21 protein-coding genes are annotated in these 20,435 nt (G+C 45.5%); 9 read left to right on the forward strand and 12 right to left on the reverse strand.

The annotated features are described in order from the left end of the window. Window position 1: 1 nt before the first annotated feature. The 3 genes from ACXAGP_RS04115 to ACXAGP_RS04125 all read right to left on the reverse strand — a co-directional run bounded on the left by ACXAGP_RS04115 (window position 2) and on the right by ACXAGP_RS04125 (window position 2,699). Window positions 2–958, reverse strand: a complete 957-nt coding sequence (locus ACXAGP_RS04115; protein WP_475259722.1) for an ABC transporter substrate-binding protein — start codon at window positions 956–958, stop codon at window positions 2–4. Further along, on the reverse strand, window positions 948–2,114 hold the full coding sequence (locus ACXAGP_RS04120; protein ID WP_475259724.1) for an EAL domain-containing protein: 1,167 nt from the start codon (window positions 2,112–2,114) through the stop codon (window positions 948–950). Before ACXAGP_RS04120 ends, ACXAGP_RS04115 begins: the two co-directional genes overlap by 11 nt. 288 nt (window positions 2,115–2,402) lie before the next feature. Next, complete coding sequence (locus ACXAGP_RS04125; protein ID WP_475259725.1) at window positions 2,403–2,699, reverse strand: DUF6958 family protein; 297 nt, start codon at window positions 2,697–2,699, stop codon at window positions 2,403–2,405. Between the two features lie 235 nt (window positions 2,700–2,934). Between ACXAGP_RS04125 and ACXAGP_RS04130 the strand changes: the two genes are divergently transcribed. Further along, window positions 2,935–3,480: a methanogen output domain 1-containing protein gene (locus ACXAGP_RS04130; protein ID WP_475259726.1), complete on the forward strand. Its 546-nt coding sequence runs from the start codon at window positions 2,935–2,937 to the stop codon at window positions 3,478–3,480. Continuing rightward, complete coding sequence (locus ACXAGP_RS04135; RefSeq protein ID WP_475259727.1) at window positions 3,458–4,435, forward strand: GGDEF domain-containing protein; 978 nt, start codon at window positions 3,458–3,460, stop codon at window positions 4,433–4,435. Before ACXAGP_RS04130 ends, ACXAGP_RS04135 begins: the two co-directional genes overlap by 23 nt. Before the next feature lie 23 nt (window positions 4,436–4,458). On the opposite strand, the gene ACXAGP_RS04140 is transcribed toward ACXAGP_RS04135, so the two are convergent. From ACXAGP_RS04140 to lptM, 6 genes are read right to left on the reverse strand one after another with little or no spacing between them, the layout of a single operon-like run. After that, complete coding sequence (locus tag ACXAGP_RS04140; RefSeq protein WP_475259728.1) at window positions 4,459–5,175, reverse strand: HAD-IA family hydrolase; 717 nt, start codon at window positions 5,173–5,175, stop codon at window positions 4,459–4,461. A 41-nt stretch (window positions 5,176–5,216) separates the two neighbouring features. Then, window positions 5,217–6,125 carry a tyrosine recombinase XerC gene (gene xerC, locus ACXAGP_RS04145; protein WP_475259729.1) on the reverse strand — a complete coding sequence of 303 codons (909 nt, stop codon included), beginning with the start codon at window positions 6,123–6,125 and terminating at the stop codon, window positions 5,217–5,219. A 3-nt stretch (window positions 6,126–6,128) separates the two neighbouring features. Further along, window positions 6,129–6,809, reverse strand: a complete 681-nt coding sequence (locus ACXAGP_RS04150; protein ID WP_475259731.1) for a DUF484 family protein — start codon at window positions 6,807–6,809, stop codon at window positions 6,129–6,131. After that, a complete protein-coding gene (gene dapF / locus ACXAGP_RS04155) occupies window positions 6,806–7,636 on the reverse strand; it encodes a diaminopimelate epimerase (RefSeq protein ID WP_475259732.1) in 831 nt (276 codons plus the stop codon). Before dapF ends, ACXAGP_RS04150 begins: the two co-directional genes overlap by 4 nt. Before the next feature lie 33 nt (window positions 7,637–7,669). Beyond that, window positions 7,670–8,920, reverse strand: coding sequence for a diaminopimelate decarboxylase (lysA, locus tag ACXAGP_RS04160; RefSeq protein WP_475259734.1), 1,251 nt, complete (start codon window positions 8,918–8,920; stop codon window positions 7,670–7,672). A gap of 8 nt (window positions 8,921–8,928) precedes the next feature. Continuing rightward, window positions 8,929–9,126 (reverse strand): LPS translocon maturation chaperone LptM, encoded by a 198-nt coding sequence (lptM, locus tag ACXAGP_RS04165; RefSeq protein WP_475259735.1) that lies wholly within the window; start codon window positions 9,124–9,126, stop codon window positions 8,929–8,931. 157 nt (window positions 9,127–9,283) lie between these two features. On the opposite strand from lptM, the gene ACXAGP_RS04170 reads away from it, so the two are divergent. Further along, window positions 9,284–10,459 (forward strand): hypothetical protein, encoded by a 1,176-nt coding sequence (locus ACXAGP_RS04170; protein WP_475259736.1) that lies wholly within the window; start codon window positions 9,284–9,286, stop codon window positions 10,457–10,459. A gap of 106 nt (window positions 10,460–10,565) precedes the next feature. Here the strand turns inward: ACXAGP_RS04170 and ACXAGP_RS04175 are convergent, their stop codons facing one another. Further along, complete coding sequence (locus tag ACXAGP_RS04175) at window positions 10,566–11,285, reverse strand: substrate-binding periplasmic protein (protein ID WP_475259737.1); 720 nt, start codon at window positions 11,283–11,285, stop codon at window positions 10,566–10,568. Between the two features lie 373 nt (window positions 11,286–11,658). Continuing rightward, the gene (locus ACXAGP_RS04180; RefSeq protein ID WP_475259738.1) at window positions 11,659–12,840 is read right to left on the reverse strand and encodes an HD-GYP domain-containing protein; all 1,182 of its coding nucleotides are present in this window, start codon (window positions 12,838–12,840) and stop codon (window positions 11,659–11,661) included. 223 nt (window positions 12,841–13,063) lie between these two features. Here ACXAGP_RS04180 and ACXAGP_RS04185 point away from each other — a divergent pair, with 223 nt between their 5' ends. The 5 genes from ACXAGP_RS04185 (at window position 13,064) to ACXAGP_RS04205 (ending at window position 17,189) form a co-directional block, all read left to right on the forward strand. Next, on the forward strand, window positions 13,064–13,786 hold the full coding sequence (locus tag ACXAGP_RS04185) for a 1-acylglycerol-3-phosphate O-acyltransferase (protein ID WP_475259740.1): 723 nt from the start codon (window positions 13,064–13,066) through the stop codon (window positions 13,784–13,786). Between the two features lie 33 nt (window positions 13,787–13,819). Next, the gene (gene rraB, locus ACXAGP_RS04190; RefSeq protein ID WP_475259741.1) at window positions 13,820–14,173 is read left to right on the forward strand and encodes a ribonuclease E inhibitor RraB; all 354 of its coding nucleotides are present in this window, start codon (window positions 13,820–13,822) and stop codon (window positions 14,171–14,173) included. A gap of 33 nt (window positions 14,174–14,206) precedes the next feature. After that, window positions 14,207–15,436: a nucleoside recognition domain-containing protein gene (locus tag ACXAGP_RS04195; protein WP_475259743.1), complete on the forward strand. Its 1,230-nt coding sequence runs from the start codon at window positions 14,207–14,209 to the stop codon at window positions 15,434–15,436. Window positions 15,437–15,506: 70 nt separating this feature from the next. After that, entirely contained in the window at window positions 15,507–16,325 is an 819-nt protein-coding gene (locus ACXAGP_RS04200) for an alpha/beta hydrolase (protein WP_475259745.1), read from the forward strand. Between the two features lie 75 nt (window positions 16,326–16,400). Beyond that, window positions 16,401–17,189, forward strand: coding sequence for an alpha/beta hydrolase (locus ACXAGP_RS04205; RefSeq protein WP_475259746.1), 789 nt, complete (start codon window positions 16,401–16,403; stop codon window positions 17,187–17,189). Window positions 17,190–17,191: 2 nt separating this feature from the next. Here ACXAGP_RS04205 and ACXAGP_RS04210 read toward each other — a convergent pair whose 3' ends face one another. Further along, window positions 17,192–17,893 carry a hypothetical protein gene (locus ACXAGP_RS04210; protein ID WP_475259747.1) on the reverse strand — a complete coding sequence of 234 codons (702 nt, stop codon included), beginning with the start codon at window positions 17,891–17,893 and terminating at the stop codon, window positions 17,192–17,194. Between the two features lie 237 nt (window positions 17,894–18,130). On the opposite strand from ACXAGP_RS04210, the gene ACXAGP_RS04215 reads away from it, so the two are divergent. Next, window positions 18,131–20,431, forward strand: a complete 2,301-nt coding sequence (locus tag ACXAGP_RS04215) for an EAL domain-containing response regulator (protein ID WP_475259749.1) — start codon at window positions 18,131–18,133, stop codon at window positions 20,429–20,431. The last annotated feature ends 4 nt before the right edge of the window (window positions 20,432–20,435 follow it).

The following is a 20,435-nucleotide window of genomic DNA, read 5'->3' on the forward strand; positions in this document are numbered from 1 at the left end:
ATTACAATGGTAATTTGAATGTCGGCATCAGGCTGTGTGATTCAAGCAACCTGGTAGTCTCTCCTTGTTCAGCGAAAAAGCCAGACAGCTGCTTAATTTGTTGCTCAAGAGAAGGATTTTCAGAATACAGCATGTCAGCGACTTCCTGCACATCCGGGATCCGCATATTTTCAAGCATAAGTAAAACCTCCGTGCGGGATACACCCGAGCGCTGTGCCAGTGATTCAATGGCACTCTTATCTTGTTCCTGAATTAATTTTACCGCGCGTAGGTAGCCCGTTATTAGGGCTTTTATTTGCTCACCAAATTCTGCATAAGTGGACTTTTTAACAACCAAAATATCGACAATCTCGCCGGGGATTTCACGACTGGAAAACACCTGATTGGCGCCAAATTCTAAGAGTCTGGTCTTCGTGGGATCAAAGGTTGAGACTGCAGCAATGTTCCCTTGCACAAATTCAGACTCCTGTTGGTTCAGATGAACCGGCACAATCTCGAAGTCTTCCAGAGTCATTTGATGCTTCTGGGCCGCTCGAGATAAAAGGTACTTGCTTACAGCGCCTTCTTCAAGCCCGACTTTTTGCCCTTTCAACTGGGACAACGACTGATATTGAGATTGCGCAATAACGGCATCGCCGCCGAAGGAATAATCTAATACCCAAAGAATTTCATAATTATCATCTCTGAACGTTAATCTTATGGCTTCATCCAGCGTAAGTGCAGCCACATCAATGACGCCTTGTTCAAAGGCTTTCGCTACCTGACTGGCAGATGATAATTCGGATATCTTGATATTGGCATTCCTGTAAAATCCCTGATCCTGGGCGAGATACAAGGGTTCATAACCAATCCAATGATTACTGCTTACCTGCAATGTTTTTTCGTGTTTCGGTACACAGGCGAAGAGACTAAAGAGAACCAGCAGCAGCCCTGCCCTTAAGGTTTGTTTAGGAAACATAGCGATACTCCTTATCTATCACTGCCGCACTCATGGGCTTACCGATAAAATAGCCCTGGATCAGATCACAGTGTATTTCCTCCAGGGCTTTAAAGGTTGGTTCGTCTTCAGCACCTTCGGCCACAATATGCAAACCCAGCATTTTCGCCAAAGCAGCACAGGTTTTTACAATTGCCATGGCTTTGTTATCTACCAGTAATGCCGACACAAATCGCCGATCAATCTTAAGCTCATTAAAAGGCGCATCGTGAAGTTTAGATAACGAGGAATAGCCCGTGCCGAAATCATCTACTGATAACTGATAGCCCTGCAAGCGCAGTCGATTCAATACTTCCAGTGAGTCAGTCAGGCTCCCGGTGGCAGCACTTTCAGTAAGTTCTAACATCACCATCTGAGGAGACACCTGATATTGCGCTTCACATTCAGTGAGAAAAGCCGGCAAATCCATTTGTAATAAATCTTTAGCGGAAATATTGATGGATATTCGCCAATCTCTTCGCTGCTTTTGCCATTGCGCCAGTTGTTGAAATGCCATACGAATAACATGTTTTGTCACATCGCTAATCAATCCACTGCGCTCGGCAATGGGAATAAACACATCGGGATAAATGGCGCCATAATCAGGATGATGCCAGCGCACTAACGCCTCAAAACTTGTGACGCGTCGCTGCTTTAAACTGTATTGTGGCTGGTATTCCAGATAAAGCTGCTCTTCTTGTAAGGCCTGCTGCAACGTGGATTTGCCGATCTGGATTTGTGCTGCAGAATCCGGTTGTTCTATTTCTTCTCCTTCCGTCGCTGCATCTAGCACTCGCTTTAATTCGTGTACATCTACAGGCTTGTTAAAGGAAGCCAAAACAGATAACTTGTGGGCTTCTGCAAGCGTCTTAGCTGAATTCAGTACACCTTGGTCATAACCACTCATCAACACCAGCTTTAACCGAGATTGTCGTTGCGCCAACAAACGAATAACTTCAATACCATCACAAGATGGCATTTTGAGGTCCAGTATTAAAATACCGACATCGATATCCAAATCTAAAAACGCTTGTGCGTCGTTGAACACGCTTACCGGATAATGAAAGCTCTCGGCAATACGTTTAAGCATGCCAGTAAACTGCGCATCATCATCGAGAATATAAACGCCTAATTTCACCTGCAATCAAACCCTAATGTTAAATCTAGTCTTTTCCAACCCAATGACTTCTAGTTTAGCTGGTTGTTTTTCGCCCGGAATTAGACAAAGGTCTAGCGCTAGACTAACAAGACTCAAAACTGGCGCAATAACACTACAAAAGCTGCAAAAAAAACATGAAAATGCGCCCATTTGCATCGAAAAGGCGGAATGCAAGATTCCTGCTTGAAACAATAGAGAAATATTCAATGAGATTCACTACCTGGAAATGGAGCCATCAGGAGAAAATATTGTCGCGCTGAGTTGGTTTTAATTAACCACTTTAATTAATCGCTGTGAACCTTTACCAGTAACCCGCTTTATTTTTCCTTCCGTTTCCAGGTGCAATTTTACTGTAGTGGTATACCAGGTACGCGAGCCAATTGCCTGCATTTTTGACTCACCAAGGTAATCTGCCACCAGGTCCGGTAAGTCTTTAAACGCCAATCCATCACCTTCATCTGGCAACACATTTAATATTGCTTCAGCGACTTGTCGGTATTTATCGAAATCAATTTTAGTGGGCGCTTTACCCAGAGTGGGTGTATAGCAGAGCATTTTTTCCATATTGTTCACCTTTAACACCAAGTAAGGTATGCCAAATAATACAACAGCCATTATGTTGATACTTAATGTCTGTTGTTTCACCTATACCAAGTCAACAAGGGACTTACCTCTCAAAACATATTAGACTAAAATCCAATTGACGCTTTAGTTGGTCGAATTTTGGTGGGTCTGAGGATTGTTGATGGCCTATTCAAATCTCGGCAATCGTTTAAGAATCTAGTGAAACGGAGTAACCATGCCAGACCTTAACGCTGGAGAGCGTATCGATGTGAAAAATCTCGATGTGGCTCTGGATAGCGATATTTTTTTCCGGCAAATGATCCGAACCGTCGCTGGCACGTTAGAAGATAGAGTGGGTATGGATGAGGCATCAGGCTTCATTGCTGTTCTGGGGCAAGAGTTAGGTAGAAGAATTGAGCTGGCCTACGAAAAATCACTTCAGACGCGAAATTTTGATAAACAAACTATTGCAGACATATTAGTAGATTTAAAACGTCGCATTGGGGGTGATTTCAGCATAGAGTCAATCAACAACAAGCAGATGGTGCTGACAAACAAACGCTGCCCTTTTGGTAAAGAGGTGTTACAACGCCCATCCTTGTGCATGATGACTTCTAATGTATTCGGTTATATCGTTTCTAACAGCAACGGCTATGCCGCAATTAAGTTACCGGAAACAATCGCACAGGGGCATGGCAGATGCCGTGTGGTAATAGAATTAAAAATGTCTGACGAATTCACAGAAAGTGAGGAGTATCGTGAGTATTTTAGCCAATCCTGAACAGTTAAGTCTGCCGAGGTTTTCCATACAAAGCCTGTTAAGCGGTTTTAATGAGCCGGCTTTTTTGTGTGATAAAAACGGCAATATTCTGCACCTGAATAACCTTGGCAAAGGATTGCTCCAGGACAGCATTCACGATGAAAACTTTAATGTAAATCTACCTGAAGTATTAGGACTGGAAGTACTTAAATTTTCACGGGTTGCCAAAGGCACACTGCGCACCACAGCCATTATCCCGGCGCGCTTTGAAGTTGTATCCAATGACAACCCAGAACCCACAGTTATCACCATTACACTCTCTTCCGTGAGAACAGAGGAAAGCGCCTACCCCAGCCATTTGTTGATCCGTCTCACCAATAGTAACGGTATTCTGGAAAGCAAATTCCGTCGTTTAAAAGATCAGGTAGCACAAGTACAAGCGGAATTAAAAAAGCGTATTGAGCTCTCCATAACCGACCCACTAACTGGTTTATTGAACCGCCGAGCCATAAGTAACGAGTTTTCAGAGAACGATTCTTCCTTCAACAACCCAGGGCAAATTCATAGCATTGCCATCATAGATATCGATGACTTTAAAAAGGTCAACGATAACTTCGGGCATCGTGCCGGTGATGAAGTACTCAGAGGCATTGCAAAGCTACTTAAAAGCCATTGCCGTGAGGAAGACATTTGCTGTCGTTGGGGCGGTGAAGAATTTGTCATTGCCTTATTGGAAAGCGATAAAGTTGTGGCTATGGATACAATGCAGCGTTTACGCCGGGCCATTGAGCAACATGTTTTTAGTGTGGCAGACCAACAAATAAGGGTTACGGTTTCTATCGGTATTAGCGAATTTACTATCGGCGATGATTTAGGAGACATCATAGAAGCCGCTGATACAGCTATGTACGAGGCAAAAAAATCAGGTAAAAACAGCGTACTTTTAAACGATATTAATCCTGATCTGGAGTTTTAAAGACCTCGCTTAAGCCTTAGCAGCTATATCAGTTGCTTTAACTCCTCAAGCTCATTAAGCACCACATGAGGCAATTGTTGGGTTGGCTCATTGTTGATATTCATAGGTCGATTTTCAGCATACCAGGCGGCCTGAAAACCAGCCTTTATCGCACCGCCAACATCTTTTTCCAGGTTGTCCCCCACATGCAGAATGTTCTGAGGATCAATACCACAGGCTAAACTGGCGGCATCAAACATATCGGCATAGGGTTTGCTGCGCAGCTGAGTGCTGGCGTGAAATACATGGTGGAAACAGCCCTTCAGTCCGACCCGCGCAATATCAACGTTGCCATTAGTGATGGCGATTACCGGATATTTAGCGGCCAGTTCTTGTAATAAGGCCACATATTCCGGGTTGACTTTAAAATTACTGCGATGAAAATAAAACACATCGTAGCTTTGTTGCGCCGCATCTCTGAGGTCCTCTTCCTGTAATCCAATGGCACTAAACATTTTATCTAAAACGCTTTTACGCAGGGCAATCATGTCATGAGCATAAAGCGGATTTTCAGCGATTGATTGGGCGCGAAAGCGGCGCCATGCCGGACGGCCGAGCTCCGCTACTTGCGGCCATTGGGTCGTCATAAAAGCAAACAGTTGTTTTTCCGCCTCGACAATATAAGGGTGGTTGTCGTAAAAAGTATCGTCCAAATCAAAACTGAAGGCCTTGACTGGCGCTAATCGTCGAAAAAATTGCATGGATGTCCTTAGTTATTTGCCTGGCTTGGTTGTTTGTTGTTTTAATTATCCGTGTTCTTTTTCCGCGCCCGTGGATGCGCGGTATCGTATATTTTTGCCAGATGCTGAAAATCAAGATGAGTGTACACCTGGGTGGTGGATAAATTAGCGTGGCCCAACAGCTCCTGCACGGCGCGCAAGTCACCACTGGATTCCAGCATGTGAGTCGCAAAAGAGTGGCGCAATTTATGGGGGTGAACCTGTTGATCAAGGCTTTGTTTTTGTGCCCAAAGCTTCATGCGTTTAGCGATTTGACGCGAAGAAATGCGCTTGTGCTGCATGCTAACAAACACCGCCTGTTCATCCGGCCCTACCAACTGCCCGCGTACTTTCAACCAGGCCTTCAAAGCACTTCTCGCCACCTTACCCATGGGTAACAAGCGCTCCTTACTGCCTTTACCGCGTACTCGTAGCTGTTGCATACCTTGTTCGATGTGCGTCAAATCAAGGTCGGTTAACTCTGCCAGACGCAAGCCGCAACCATAGGTAAGCTCCATCATGGCTTTGTCTCTCGTGGCCAATACCGACTCTTCATCGATATTCAGCAATTGCGACATTTCATCAACATTGAGTTGTTTCGGTAAAGGTCGCCCCTGTTTGGGCGCGCTCACGGCTTTAGCGGGATTTTGAGTCAGCACACCTTGGGTCACCAGATAACGACAAAAACTGCGCAGCGCTGATAATCGCAGCGCAATGCTTTTGGCCGATAAGTCCTGTCGACGCCCTTGCGCCAAAACGCGCTTAACATGGGCAACTGTGAGTAAATGCCACTGGTCGATAGAGAGCCCCTCGGCAATCACTAATAATTGCCGCTGGTAATTTTCGATGGTTTTAGCGGAGAGATTGCGCTCGTATTTGAGATATTCCAGAAAGTCTGTGATGGGGCTCAACAAAGACTCGGCAACCGACACAGCTTATTCCTGCAATGTCGGTATAATGAGGCTCAAAAACTGCTGTAATTGGGTGATCAACAAAGTGTCCATCTGTGGATTAAAGTGTCCGTCATTGTCACTGCCAATCACCAACAGGCCCAGTTCATCTTCATGACGAAGACGCATAATAACCACAGACTGCGGCTGACTATCACTAAACAGCAAACGATTTTCTTCCTGCGTCAAACGACCAAAAAAGAAATCCGATTGTTTCAGACGCTTGTCCAGAATCACTTGTCTGTCTTTTTCTGCAATCGCACTGTCATCACCAATCAGATGCAAAACTACATCCTTTAACTTTAACTGCTGACAGACCGTATCTTGCAGCGCCTCGCGAATATCCGACAACTGTTTGCAGTGAAACAAACGCAAATTGAGATCCGCATAGATACGATAGATGGCTTCATTCTGACGGGCAACGGTCATCAGATCAGTCAGCTTCTTCTGCAGCTCCGCCACTTTCTCCCGCAATTGCTCGGCCTGTAACTCCACCAGAGACACTGAGCCTTTCTTTTGATGAGGTATTCTCAGCTCTTCCGCCAATAGCGGATAGCGTTGAAAAAATTCGGGGTTGGCTAAAAGGTAATCTTTAACTAGCTCCGGGGTTAACCAGTCAGCTGAAGGGGTGTTAATTTCGGCGGTGTTATTCGGTGTGTCGGTCATATTTCAATACTGCCGTCAAAAACGTGTTCTGCGGCACCTGTCATTTTTATCATTGTGTCGTTGCCCTGCCATCGTATTTTAAGGGAACCACCCGGTAAGTCTACCCTGACATTCTCATCCAGTTTGCCTTGCAATTGTCCGATCACAGCAGCGGCACAAGCGCCACTGCCGCAGGCCAGGGTTTCCCCAACACCACGTTCGAACACCCGCAAGCGAATGTGTTTGCGATTCATAATCTGCATAAAGCCCACATTGACGCCTTCGGGAAAGCGTTCATGGGTTTCAAGTAGCGGTCCCAGCGATTCCACCGGCGCGGTGTCAATGTTATCCACTTCCATCACACAATGTGGGTTACCCATTGAAACCGCTCCCGCCATCACTGTGTGATCTTCGGCACGGATCAAATAGATATTTTCCTGCTTGTTGGCTTTAATGGGCACCGCAGAGGGCTCAAAATTGGGCCGCCCCATATTCACCGTTACCATGCCATCGTTTTCCAGATAAAGCACCATACGACCATTTTTGGTGCTCACGGATATCTTATTGCGGTTGATTAAGCCTTTCATTTTAACGAAGCGGGCAAAACAGCGGGCACCATTGCCACATTGCGTTACCTCAGAGCCATCGGCATTGAAGATACGATAATGGAAATCCTGATCCGGATCATAAGGGGGCTCCACCAGCAACATTTGGTCAAAACCGATACCAAAATTGCGATCCGCCAGCTGAGCGATCTTCTCTTTTGAGAAGAAGACGTTCTGAGTAAGATTATCAATTACCATGAAATCATTACCCAGACCGTGCATTTTAGAAAACTGCACTAACATTGATTCAATTCAAAAACTTCTATTAGGTCTATATTACGGGAGTTTGCGTTCGAGTTTCCACAATTCTTGCAAAGTTTCCCGCTCTCGCACTAAATGCACTTGCTCGCCGTCCACCATTATCTCCGGTGGCCTGGCTCGGGTATTGTAATTGGAAGCCATAACAAATCCGTAAGCACCAGCGCTGCGCACCGCTAATAAATCACCTGCAGCTATTGCCAACTCCCGCTCTTTACCCAAAAAGTCGCCGGTTTCACATATCGGCCCAACCACATCGTAAACGGCCTTGTCGCGTTCAAGCGCAGCGTCTACCGGAATGATATTCATCCAGGCCGAATAAAGCGCCGGACGGATGAGGTCATTCATGGCGGCATCGACGATAGCGAAGTTCTTCTCCGCACCGGATTTTAAAAATTCCACCTGGGTAAGCAAAATACCAGCATTGGCCATGATGGCGCGTCCCGGTTCAAACACCAGGGTTAGCTCTTCTCGACCTTTCAAACGCTCTGCCAGTGCGGCCGCATATTCATTTGGATGCGGAGGTGTTTCGTTTTGATATGGCACGCCTAAACCACCTCCCACATCCAGGTGAGAGACCTCAATGCCGTTTTCTTTTAGTTCATCAATCAAGGCCAGTAATCTGTCCAGTGCATCAACAAACGGGGCCAGATCCGTTAACTGTGAACCGATGTGGCAATCGATACCTTTAACTTGCAGGTGGCTCATGGCCGCAGCTTGCTGATAAATCGCAATGGCCTGCTCGCGCTCAATACCAAATTTGTTAGCCTTTAAACCAGTGGAAATATAGGGATGGGTTTTGGCATCAACATCGGGATTTACCCGGATGGAAATGGGTGCCTTCACACCCATTTGGGCTGCGACTTTGTTAATGCGTTGCAGCTCCGCCGGCGATTCTACGTTGAAACAATAAATATTGTGTTGTAACGCCAGTTGGATTTCCTGCTCGGTTTTACCTACACCGGAAAACACCACTTTTTTCGGATCGCCACCGGCCGCGATAACCCGCAATAATTCACCGCCGGAGACAATATCAAACCCTGAACCCAGCTTTGCCATCACAGACAATACACCCAGATTAGAATTCGCCTTAACCGCATAACAAATCAAATGGGGCTGTTGGCCCGCCGCTTTATCAAATGCTTGCCAGTGACGTTCAATGGTAGCCCGTGAATACACATAACAAGGCGTACCGAATTCACTGGCGATATCTGCCACTGCAACCTGTTCGGCATGTAGCTGCTCATTTTGATATTGAAAAAAGTCCATAGTCGAAACTATTGCTCCTGGTCTTCGTTTTGCGGAATTGACTGAGGTTGGTTCGCTTCATTGCCATCCGATTCACCGGTTGAGATTTCACTTGAAGCATCATTAGTTTGTGGCTGCGCAGCATCTTGCGGCAAATACAATGGACCGCGTTGTCCACAAGCCGTAATAGATAGAAGCAACAGGAAAATGAAAGAGAACTTGCGCATGTATGGTTCTTAATAATGGTATTTTTGTCACATATTCGCATTGCCACCGACGATTGCCAATTAAAACCTTATAAAGAAAACCCATAATTAAAAATATTCCAGTAACAGTATAAAAAGCCATCACCCTCAGCCGATGATCAAAGAAGGAGAGGAGGGTGTGAAAATGCAAGTGCAAAGCGCGCAAATTCAATTTGCGCACCATCATGAAAAGCAGGCCAGTTATACCCGGCATGAGTCATTACTGGCGCAGCGGAAAAGCGCTGAAGGTGAAGCAGGAACAAGCAGAACCCTGCTCATGTCTTCTGCTACCGCCATCCAACAACATGAACAAACCCTGTCCGCTTCCCAAAACAGCACAGGGAACTCTGAATCAGCAGAGATTTCCAGAAGAGGTCGCGCGCTGGCAGCACAACTGGAACAACCCTCACCAACACCCCAAGGATTACAGCGCTTTCTGGAGGGCTTTGAAGATAGCGATGAGCTGGAAAACACCCTGGATGCCAAAACCTGGCAATTGAAGTCCATTGTTGAAAGTTTTACCGGTCGTGAGATTCACTTAAGCCACCTGCAAAAAGACAAGGCCGAAGAACAAATAAACGAAACAAAAGCGACCACTAGTGAGCAAAATGAACCACCCGCCAATGCCAGTCCTAATGCCACTACTACGGCAGAGTTGATTTACCAGTACCGGGAAAGTTATCAGGAGCAGGAATCCTCACTTTTTGTTGCCTCTGGTCAAATTACCCTGGAGTCAGGCGAAACAATTCAACTCGATCTAGCACAATACAGCGAGCGCAACTTTTACATTGAGAACAGCCTGGAGATGCGCTTAGGAGAAGTGGAACTCACCGACCCTTTAGTTTTGAACCTTAAAGGAGCTGGGGCAGAGTTATCAGCCCAAACTTACAAGTTTGATCTCAACCAGGACGGTAAAGCTGAGCAACTTTACTTCGCGACAGGAGATTCGGGATTTTTAGCGCTGGATCGCAACAACAATGGCATTATCGATGATGGCAGCGAGCTATTCGGTGTCAAAACCGGTAACGGCTTTGTCGAATTAGCGCAATACGACGAAGACCAAAACGGCTTTATTGATGCCGGAGACAGCGTCTTTTCACAACTGTTGTTTTACCAAAAAGACGAGTCTGGACTAGACCAACTGTCCCGCATTCAAGACATTGGTGTCGGTGCCATGTACCTGGGCAGTGAGCAAACCCCATTTGATATCAAAGACAGCGATAACCAGCTCAAAGCCAAAGTGCGCAGCAGCGGCTTTTTTCTCAACGAAAATGGCACCGCCGGAAGTTTGCAACAGATTGATTTAGCGGTATGAGGGTGTTCTGATGGCTCTTCCCAAAAAGTACTAATCTGGCAGGTAATGTCGGAAACCCGGTCCTTGGTTTCTTGTCAATTTGCCAAGTTTCGATTGTATATAACCTCTAAGGCCCCATTTTTTGCAATCGGTTGAACATCGCTTGAATTTTATTTACATCAGACGTTGAAAAACTCTTTTTACTAAGACCTGCATAAACTACTGATTGATGTACGACGAATGGTTGTTTTGATAAACCTGAAAAATCAGGGTTGCTCTTTTTCATGTAGTCGAAATGCAATTCATCAATAAAGAATCCGTCTAATCGCCTTTTTTTCATCATTGGTAGCAAAGGGTCAACGCCAGCTAAAACCACGAAATTCGCTCTAAATTTAGCGTCGTTGTCGTAACGCTCCTGAAAGTCTCGCCCCATATGAAGACCTCGCTGAACACCAATATGTAAATTGTGCTCCACAATTTCTGAAATCGTTCTAATGGTGTGTGACATTTTTTCATTGGTTGCCAAAACAAGCCTTTCGTTGTAAATGGGCCCAACAAAGTTAACAAATTTTTTTCTTTCCTCCGTGGCTGATAACTGGAGTACCATATCTAAAGCCCCTGACTTTAACAGAGTCAAAGCTCTGGCTAATGGCAAAGAAACGTACAAAGGGCGGCAGCCAATAGAATCAAGTAGCTTTTCGCTGAGGGCGATATTCATGCCCTCCCAAACATCTCCTTTCTTTTTAGCATAAGGTGGGAAATCGATAACTCTGATAGTTTTTTCACAGGCTAAGAGTGGGTTTGAAATGAAAAGAAGAGCCGAAAAAATCAGCGCAAAAGGGAACATCTTAGCTCGATACATATCGCTTTTTAAGACTTAAACATATGATAATTGAATATTATCACATCCTAAATTAAGTTATAACTAGCGCATCCCACTCCAAATCGAACGACCGCAAATGACCAGCAACAGTAACCAACGGGGTCAGGTTTGCTGTAATTAATTTAGCTGATATATATAAATGAACGGCTGCACACTTAAACAATCCGTCTCGATACTTGAATGAATAATACCCTTCCTTTCGGAATGAAGCCTTGTCAGTGGTTTTATTGATATGGAAAGCATAAATAAGGCAAAGTAATTCGAGTGAAATTGATCGGAGTGCAATATGAGGCCGCACTGCGACCTCTTAAATATTCGGCATTTATTGATACCTGGCCTACTTCATCAACAAACTGGCCATGGCTTTGTTAAACACCGCCATCCAGCGCTCGCTGTATTGGCCGTCGGGCATGTTGTTCATTTCGATAACGGCGCGTTTTTTGGGGCGTTTGCGGTGGGTATCGTGGGCGCGCTGATGGGTTAAAGCATCAAAAGTGTCCAGGATAGCCAATAGCTTTGCGCCTTCGCAGATATCTTTCTCCATCAAACCGAGTGGATAGCCAGAACCATCACAGCGCTCGTGGTGTTGCATTACAATCTTGCGCGCTTCATTCCATTGGTCCAGGTGCTCTAACAATCTGGAGCTTTTGTATACGTGAGAGCGCAATAAATTAAACTCGGCAATTTCCAGGCGGTCGCGCTTGTGCAAAATATTAAGCGGCATAAAGGCCATGCCAAAATCGTGCACGTAGCAGGCCACCAGCAGCTGGTCAGCATCTATGGGATTTCCTTCCATCTTATTCATTAACAAAGCCAGCTTGGCGATGCGGTCGCCGCGCCCCGCCCAGTACATGGAGCGGGCTTCGATAGGCTCCATTAAGGCTCTAAAGAACACGACATCGGTTTGACGTTCTTTGCTGAGATGAGCCACGGCATTACCTGACTCCAACGGATTGGATTCTTTGTTAACTGCGGAATCATCTTCTTCGTCCACGACTTCATTTACCGTATTGGCAATCTCAGCGGGCGGATCGTTCTCGGGTTGGGCATCTAAAGTGGGATCTAACAACAACACAGATTCCGCCAACAGCTTCTCGTGCTGCGGTCCGTTATCCGGTTTAATACGGCTGATGTGTTGCACCAGGTGTTTAAACAACTGGTCGTCGTATTGCGCGGTTCCACTGCTAATACAGCTTTCCACAAAAATCTTCACTCTATCCAGGGTCAAAAGTACCAGGTCACTCATGGTGCTGGTGTAATTGATTTGACCGTTGCGCAAAAAATCCAATAAATCTTCAACGTGCTGTAACAGCGGAATAAGGGGGGAAAAATTCACCATACCAAGGTCGCCCTTGATGGTGTGAATTGAGCGAAACAGCGCGCGCTGCAACTCATTGTCCTTGGGCTTGATTTCAAGCTCAATCAGGGTTTGCTCACTGGCCTCATACAATTCATTAATCTCTTCCAGGAGATCACCAAGAATTTCTGAATCCAAATCATCATGGGTAAAGGTTTGCATCAGTCAGACAGCCCTGCTCGTTGTTATTTCTCTATGCATTAATACATTCCAACTCTTGTGAATGTGTTCACAAGAGGCTGGGATCAGTATAGGTTATAACGGAAATCTTTGCATGACCATAGCGCAAGCAGTTTACCGCTTGGAATAATTGTTAGCTGATCAGACAAGATTTTGTCAAAAAACCGCTATACTATGCGGCCTTTTGAATAAATTGGAACTGAAATTGTTAGCCATACTGCGCATTGTTGCCATGTTCGTTAGTTTTTTAATCATTAATGCTATTTTATTTGTAGTGTGCTTGTTGCGTCCTATGCACCGCGACAACGTTCATATTTGCGGTAAGTTCTATTCCAGTATGTCCCGCATACTTGGTCTGAAAATCGTAGTCAAAGGCATGGAAAATGTGCCAGATGAGCCCTGCGTATTTATCGCCAACCACCAAAACAGCTACGATCTGATGACCATTTGTAAAGCCGTTGCGCCCGGTACGGTATCGGTAGGTAAAAAAAGCCTGGTGCTTATCCCGGTTTTTGGCTGGCTGTATTGGTTATCGGGCAATGTGCTGATCGACCGTAAAAACGCCAGCCGGGCAGCAGATACACTCAGTTCCACCATCGCCAAAATTAAAAAGCGCGGTATTTCAGTGTGGTTTTTCCCGGAAGGCACCCGCAGTTATGGACGCGGTTTACTGCCCTTTAAAACTGGCGCATTTCGCATCGCCAACGCAGTAGATATGCCTGTAGTGCGAGTTTGTGCCAGTAATTTGATCGATAAAATAAAACTCAATCGCTGGGATAATGGCACCCTTATCATCCATGTAAGCGAGCCCATGAGAATGGATGACAGCAAGGGCATTAAAGAGTGGTCGGTGCTTTTCAGAGAAAAAATGTTAGAAGATTTTGAACAAGTGAATTCTGAAGTCGCACAGCTTCCCAAAGCGCGATAAACTATTCACTGACAAAATAAAAAAGAGTCTTCTATGCCACATTCAAACAGTTTGCAGGACTGGTATCAGTTCAATGAAGAAATTGTCGAGGCCCTTACTAATGATGGTAGTGCTGTCGACAAACCCCACACCATAGAACACCATATTGCCAGTAAAGACTTTGAGTTGCTGGAAAAAGCCGCCGTTGATGCTTACAAAGCAGGCTTTGATGTGACCGACGCTGAAGAGTTAGTGCTGGATGACGGTGACGAGTTGTTTAGTTTCGATGCTATTATTGAGCGCAAACTGGATCTAGAACAAATCAATGCCGATACCGACAAACTGGTAAACATTGCCGAAAAGCACAAAGTATTTTACGACGGTTGGGGTACCTACTTCGTTGAATAAGCTCCTCGCAATTCAGTTTTAATCTGCGACATTATGCTTAACCTCATCTGGTTAACCTTCTTTTTTATTGCCGCACTATGCGGCTTTTATCAGTGGCTGGTGCTGGGCAATCAGGCGATCTTTACCGATCTGGTGAAGGCCATGTTTGATATGGCCAAACTCACCGTTGAACTGGCACTGGGTTTGGTGGGCGCACTGTGTCTCTGGTTAGGTATCTTTAAAATTGCCGAGCACAACGGTTGGATAGAAAAGCTGTCAAAAGCACTAACGCCTCTGTTTCGCCGCTTGATGCCGGACGTGCCCGCCGGGCACCCTGCCATCGGGTCCATTACCATGAATCTATCGGCCAATGCTTTGGGTCTGGACAATGCTGCGACGCCGCTGGGCATCAAAGCCATGCAGGATTTACAAACGCTTAATCCCAACAAAAGCGTGGCTACCAACGCGCAAATCCTGTTTTTAGTATTGAACACCTCCTCGGTGACTCTGTTCCCGGTCTTTGTCTTTGTCTACCGGGCTCAACAAGGCGCGGCGATACCCACAGACGTGTTTTTACCTATCTTGCTCACCACAAGCTGTTCTTCTTTAGCCGGACTTATTGCGGTGGCAATGGTACAAAAGATCAACCTGCTACAGCACACGATTTTATTATACGGCGCGCTGTTTTTCGCTTTACTCGGCGGGCTGTTAGTGTACTTCATTAGCCTGCCTGCAAGCCTTGTAGGTACCCAGTCGTCATTGCTAGCGAACCTGCTAATTTTTTGCTTTGTGATAGGGGTATTGTTTAGCGCCTGGCGACAAAAACTGGCCACGTATGAGCTATTTATTGAAGGGGCTAAAGAGGGCTTTCAGCAGGCCATTAATCTCATTCCATATTTATTAGCCATGTTAGTAGCCATTGGCTTGTTGCGGGCCAGTGGGGCGATCCAACTGGTGGTAGATGGAGTTGCCTGGCTGGTCGCTCTTTTTGGCGGCTCAACAGCGTTTGTGGATGCCCTGCCAACAGCCTTGATGAAACCCTTAAGCGGCAGCGGCGCGCGTGCCATGATGGTGGAAACCATGCAAGTGCATGGGGCAGACTCCTTTGCAGGACGCCTCTCCAGTATCTTCCAGGGATCCACTGAAACGACTTTTTATGTGCTCGCTGTGTATTTTGGTGCCGTGGGTATCAAACACAGTCGCCATGCCATTCCTTGCGCGCTTGTGGCGGATTTCACTGCCATTGTGGTAGGTGTTATGGTGGCGTTGTTCTTTTTTGGGTAATCGTCTTTTTTGGGTAATCGTCTTTTTTGGATAGCCTTTAATAGCAAGGTTCTTTTTGAGAAAATGGAAAATGATGTTTAGAATACTTCTTCTGCTCAGCTGCGTGATAAGTGCCCTTTCAACTGCCCACCCTTTAGCCGGGAACTTCCACGTTTTAAAACAGGAATTCACCATTCCCGGATTGGACCGCAAGCGCACTATCCGGGTCTACCTGCCGCCGGGTTACAAAAACCTGGAGCGACGCTTTGCAGTAATGTATATGCACGACGCGCAAAATCTGTTTGATGAAAAAACATCTTTCGCCGGAGAGTGGCGCGTTGACGAAAGCCTCAATGCCCTCGCACAAGAACATGACTTACAGCTCATCGTTGTAGGTATAGACAATGGCGGCGAACACCGCACTCAAGAACTCAGTGCCTGGGATCATGAAAAATACGGTAAAGCCGAAGGTGAGCGGTACACCGACTTTATCGTCAACGTGCTCAAACCCACTATCGATGATCGTTACCGAACTCTGCCTGATGCCGCCAATACCGCCATTATGGGTAGTTCCATGGGGGCACTCAGCAGTCACTATGCCATCCATGCCTATCCTGAAGTTTTCAGTAAAGCAGGTTTATTCTCCCCCTCTTATTGGTATGCAGACCAGGTATTTTCCTTCACTGAGCAAAATCCAGTGCCTGCACAGCACAGGCTCTATTTAATTGCCGGACAAGAAGAAGGCGAGATTATGGTGGCGCCCTTTAATAAAATGGTAAGTAGTATTCAGCAAGCAAACCACCCGGCTGACAATCTCCATGCTCAGGTGATCCCTGAAGGGAAGCACAATGAGGCATTTTGGGCTGCGCATTTTCAACATGCGGTACAATGGCTGTTCAAACAACCCTGATTTGCATAGCTATCCTTGCCAACAGCGGCTTGATGGGGTACAAGCCTTTTTAAGCGCAACAACAGGTTTTAATAATTGCACTCCTATAACCATGATGAACAAGAATGGAGTACCGCCTCAGACCAGGTACACGTTCTGCAGCCAGACTTTTTTATCCCGGAATTAAACCGGGATCGCACTGTGCGTGTTTATCTGCCTCCGGGCTATGCCGATAGTGACAAACACTACCCGGTGCTTTATATGCACGACGGACAAAATCTGTTTGATGAAGCCACTTCTTATTCGGGTGAATGGCGGGTGGATAAAAGCCTGAACCTGATGGCTCACAAAGGTGAACTGGAAATCATCGTGGTGGGCATTGACAATGGTAAGCAACATCGCATCACTGAGCTCAGCGCCTGGGATCACGTTACTTATGGCAAGGCCGAAGGCGAGCTCTACCTTAACTTTATTGTGCAGCAACTGATGCCCCATATTAATCAGCACTACCGTACACTTCAAGGGCGCGAGTTTACAGGCATTATGGGCAGTTCTATGGGGGGCTTGATGTCCCATTTTGGCGTACATCGTTACCCAGATGTATTTGGCAAAGCGGGAATACTGTCGCCCTCCTTCTGGTACGCCAATCCCGTATTTCAATTCACCCAACAACATCCTTTGCCCAAAGACACGCGCCTGTACTTTTTAATGGGCGGCGAAGAAGACAAACTCATGGTGGATGAGATGCATATCATGGTGAACCAGATTGTTGCTGCGGGTCACCCTACTTATAACATCTTTAACAAAACCGTCCCTGGTCGCGGCCATTCGGAATCCTTCTGGGCTGAAGAATTCCCGCAGGCAGTAAAATGGCTCTTTTGCTAGTCTTATGGTGTCAGCGTCAGATTAATTTCGGTGTAGTATAAATCCGTCAGACCTTCATAGCCGGAATCGGTACCTACCATTAACCAGAATGTTCCTTCCGTTGAACTTTGAATTTCAAAACCATCCTCAAGCGCCACCGTTATGGTTTTGCTGCCGAAGGTATTACCATCGCAGCTGGCGTCCTGTGCCGCGACATTGCCAATTACAATGGCATCATTACCCGATTGTGATTGCTGCCCTTTATCGATATTTAGATAAAAATCTACCTGTTCCGGTTCAATTTCGCTGGCGCCCAACTTCATATAAACAGACTCCCCCGGTGAACCGCCGATACCAAAACAATCCACACCGGCATTAGACAAAAAAGTAATGCTACCGTGCACCGTGTAAGTTGTATTGGGGGAAAGTCGAATCACCTCGCCTTTGAGGTACATAAACAAATCGTCGCTGCGGTTCATGCCTTTCAGGCGAAAGCCTTGTCGCTCTGAGTCACCGGGTAAATCGGCAATGCCAGACTCCAGTTCATAGATATCAGCATCGGCCACCGCATAATCGGAAAAACCAGCTGACCAGCCTTGTTCTCCGTCGTTAAAGTCGGTGTTTATGGTCACTGGCTGTGGTGTTGTCACCAACGTAATGTCGTCGGCATCACAGCCACTTAAGAGCCATACGGCTGCGGGAATAAAAAGATAACGTTGCATCATAAACCTCGGTCAATTTGTTTAGCCGAGATACTAAAGACATTGCACAAAGTTACCGTAAGAGTTTGTTTTCTAAATGCATTAATTTGTTATCGAAACAAAAGAAGAGCGTTTACCTGAGCGTGGAGAAACAAAAAGGAAATACTCGAAATTCGAATTCTATTCCATACTCAATATTCAATAGAAATTGCCTAAAAAATAACGCAATTTGTTTTTGGTGTATTGACGGAGGGCTGACCGGTGAGCGGAAAAGCAATAATTGTCGATGATGAGTTGTTGCTGTTAAAAACGGCAAAACGTTTTTTCAGTAAACATCAAATCCCCTGTGAAACTTTTGCACAATGGCAATCGAATTTAGCCACTTCGTTGGCGGAGCAAGATATTCTGTTCCTTGATCTGAAGATGCCAGGTAAAGATGGATTGGACGTTATCAATGAACTTGCCAACAGCAAAACAAGGGTTAACCTTGTTTTGTTGACTGGCGAAGACGAAACGATTCTTGAAACTGCAAAAATGATAGCCCAAAAACAGGGTTTGAATGTTATAGGCTCACTGGCAAAGCCGTTTGAATTTAATCACCTGCTGGAATTTTTCGCTCATTCTCCAACGAAGGAGAATGGTGGGAGTTCAAAGAAATTTCCCAGTAAAACCTTGAGCGAAAGCCAGTGTCGGGAAGCTATCAAGAGGGAGTATATCTACCCCGTATTTCAGCCCCAAGTCAATGTCCTTGATCACTCCCTTGATGGCGTTGAATGTTTAGCTCGCTTGTCCATTCCCGAACTCGGTGAAATCAGTCCTGCGGTATTTGTCCCGTTTTTCGAACGTTATCAACTCATCGATGAAATGACCTTTTTGTTGTTAAAACAGGGCCTGAAAGAGCTGGTAACTCAATTGCCAAATAAAAGAAAAACCAAGGTCAGTTTTAATCTATCAGCGATCTCAATCAATAAAGGGTTTACCGATACCCTCATCCGTATCGTGAATAACTCTGGAGTGATGCCGGAGAATATTACTTTTGAGATTACTGAGACTGCCGCCATAGAGTTGAGTATTGAATGCCAAATCGCGTTATCTAAGTTGCGCTTAAAGGGCTTTGGGTTGGCACTAGATGATTTCGGTACTGGATTTTCCACCATTAAGCAGCTCAACGAACTACCTTTCAATGAGATTAAAATTGATCGCTCCTTTGTTGCAGATCTACAAACAAAGAATACTTCTCAAGCCATTGTTTCTTCCACTGCCAAATTAGCTCAAAGCCTCGGATACCGCTTGGTGGTGGAAGGAGTGGAAACTCGGGAACAATTGAAATATCTGTTGCAACAGCACAGTCATATCGTACAAGGGTATTTGTACTCCAAACCAATACCCATCAAGGAATTGATAAACTTCGTCAATAATCCGAAATCCACCACTGCACAAGGTGGAGCGCTGGACGAGCACAGTATGGAGTTACTGCGCGGTATCAGCCCCGTATTTCTCAAACCCAATACAGATAAGCATTATGACTTTGAACATGTATTAAGAGACTATCTGGGTTTTAAGGTTACAACCTTCTCAGATGCCCGCCAATATATCGGAGAAACTAAGGCTATCGTGTTGTACAACGCGACGGCTCAACAGTTAGAAGAGATTAAAGCAATTAACTCCGGTTCCAGTCTTTATTTCTTGTTAGCTGATGATGTGCAAACCAATGAGCTTTTAGCGTCGATAGAACATGGGTACAGCGATGTGTTCCCGACCTTCATCTATCCAGAAGCGCTATGCAATAAAATTCTGACCAGCTTTGTTGCACTTAACAATTCCCATACTAAGTCGGTAACGGCCAACATAGTAAAAGGTATCCAGGAGGAAAGCTTTCATGCAAAAACATTACAGTTCTGTCTTGCGCTAGCAGAAAAACAGTCAATCGAACATTTTACCCATACCGTTTTTAACTTTTTTACTGAAACAGGACTGGAGACTGCGTTATGTCTGAGGTGGGGGAAAAAGAAACAAGTATATCGCGCCGGCGATAAGTGCAGTATTCCGTTACTGGAAAGACTTTTTGACAACCTTGCCACCATGGGTACGGTTGCAGAGTTTAGTAGCCGTGCCATATTCAATGGTCAATTTTGCTCGCTGTTGCTTCTCAATCTGCCAGAAGATGTCAAAGCCAAAGAACAGATCATAGATCAATGTCAAATTCTGATGAACCTATTAGATATGAAAGCTGAGGCTGTATTGTACAGCGCCTATTGGTGTGAATTGAAACTAGACATCAATTCACTGGAAAATGAATTCAGTGCTCTGGTCAATAAACAACATGACAACTGGTCAAGAACACTGCGTAATCTTGATGATGTAGTAAAAGAAAGCGCAAAATCTTTCAATCTCACTGAAGCAGAATCAACTCTCTTAACACACAATATTGAACGAACCTTAGCTGACTCCAATGCCCAATCAGCATTCATCAAACTCATGTTATCGCTGCGAGACATTGCGCTGCAAATTGACAACACAACTGCGCAGTCTGGCATTAACAAGCAGATTAAAAAAGGGTAATAAC

Source organism: Planctobacterium sp. AWM4_229 (assembly GCF_056160305.1).

Bases quoted from the DNA above. Each gene is read 5' to 3' on its own strand.
- ACXAGP_RS04115 (WP_475259722.1), bottom strand. From the start codon at position 958: ATGTTTCCTAAACAAACCTTAAGGGCAGGGCTGCTGCTGGTTCTCTTT.
- ACXAGP_RS04125 (WP_475259725.1), bottom strand. From the start codon at position 2,699: ATGGAAAAAATGCTCTGCTATACACCCACTCTGGGTAAAGCGCCCACT.
- ACXAGP_RS04130 (WP_475259726.1), top strand. From the start codon at position 2,935: ATGCCAGACCTTAACGCTGGAGAGCGTATCGATGTGAAAAATCTCGAT.
- ACXAGP_RS04140 (WP_475259728.1), bottom strand. From the start codon at position 5,175: ATGCAATTTTTTCGACGATTAGCGCCAGTCAAGGCCTTCAGTTTTGAT.
- ACXAGP_RS04150 (WP_475259731.1), bottom strand. From the start codon at position 6,809: ATGACCGACACACCGAATAACACCGCCGAAATTAACACCCCTTCAGCT.
- dapF (WP_475259732.1), bottom strand. From the start codon at position 7,636: ATGTTAGTGCAGTTTTCTAAAATGCACGGTCTGGGTAATGATTTCATG.
- lysA (WP_475259734.1), bottom strand. From the start codon at position 8,920: ATGGACTTTTTTCAATATCAAAATGAGCAGCTACATGCCGAACAGGTT.
- lptM (WP_475259735.1), bottom strand. From the start codon at position 9,126: ATGCGCAAGTTCTCTTTCATTTTCCTGTTGCTTCTATCTATTACGGCT.
- ACXAGP_RS04175 (WP_475259737.1), bottom strand. From the start codon at position 11,285: ATGTTCCCTTTTGCGCTGATTTTTTCGGCTCTTCTTTTCATTTCAAAC.
- ACXAGP_RS04180 (WP_475259738.1), bottom strand. From the start codon at position 12,840: ATGCAAACCTTTACCCATGATGATTTGGATTCAGAAATTCTTGGTGAT.
- rraB (WP_475259741.1), top strand. From the start codon at position 13,820: ATGCCACATTCAAACAGTTTGCAGGACTGGTATCAGTTCAATGAAGAA.
- ACXAGP_RS04195 (WP_475259743.1), top strand. From the start codon at position 14,207: ATGCTTAACCTCATCTGGTTAACCTTCTTTTTTATTGCCGCACTATGC.
- ACXAGP_RS04200 (WP_475259745.1), top strand. From the start codon at position 15,507: ATGATGTTTAGAATACTTCTTCTGCTCAGCTGCGTGATAAGTGCCCTT.
- ACXAGP_RS04210 (WP_475259747.1), bottom strand. From the start codon at position 17,893: ATGATGCAACGTTATCTTTTTATTCCCGCAGCCGTATGGCTCTTAAGT.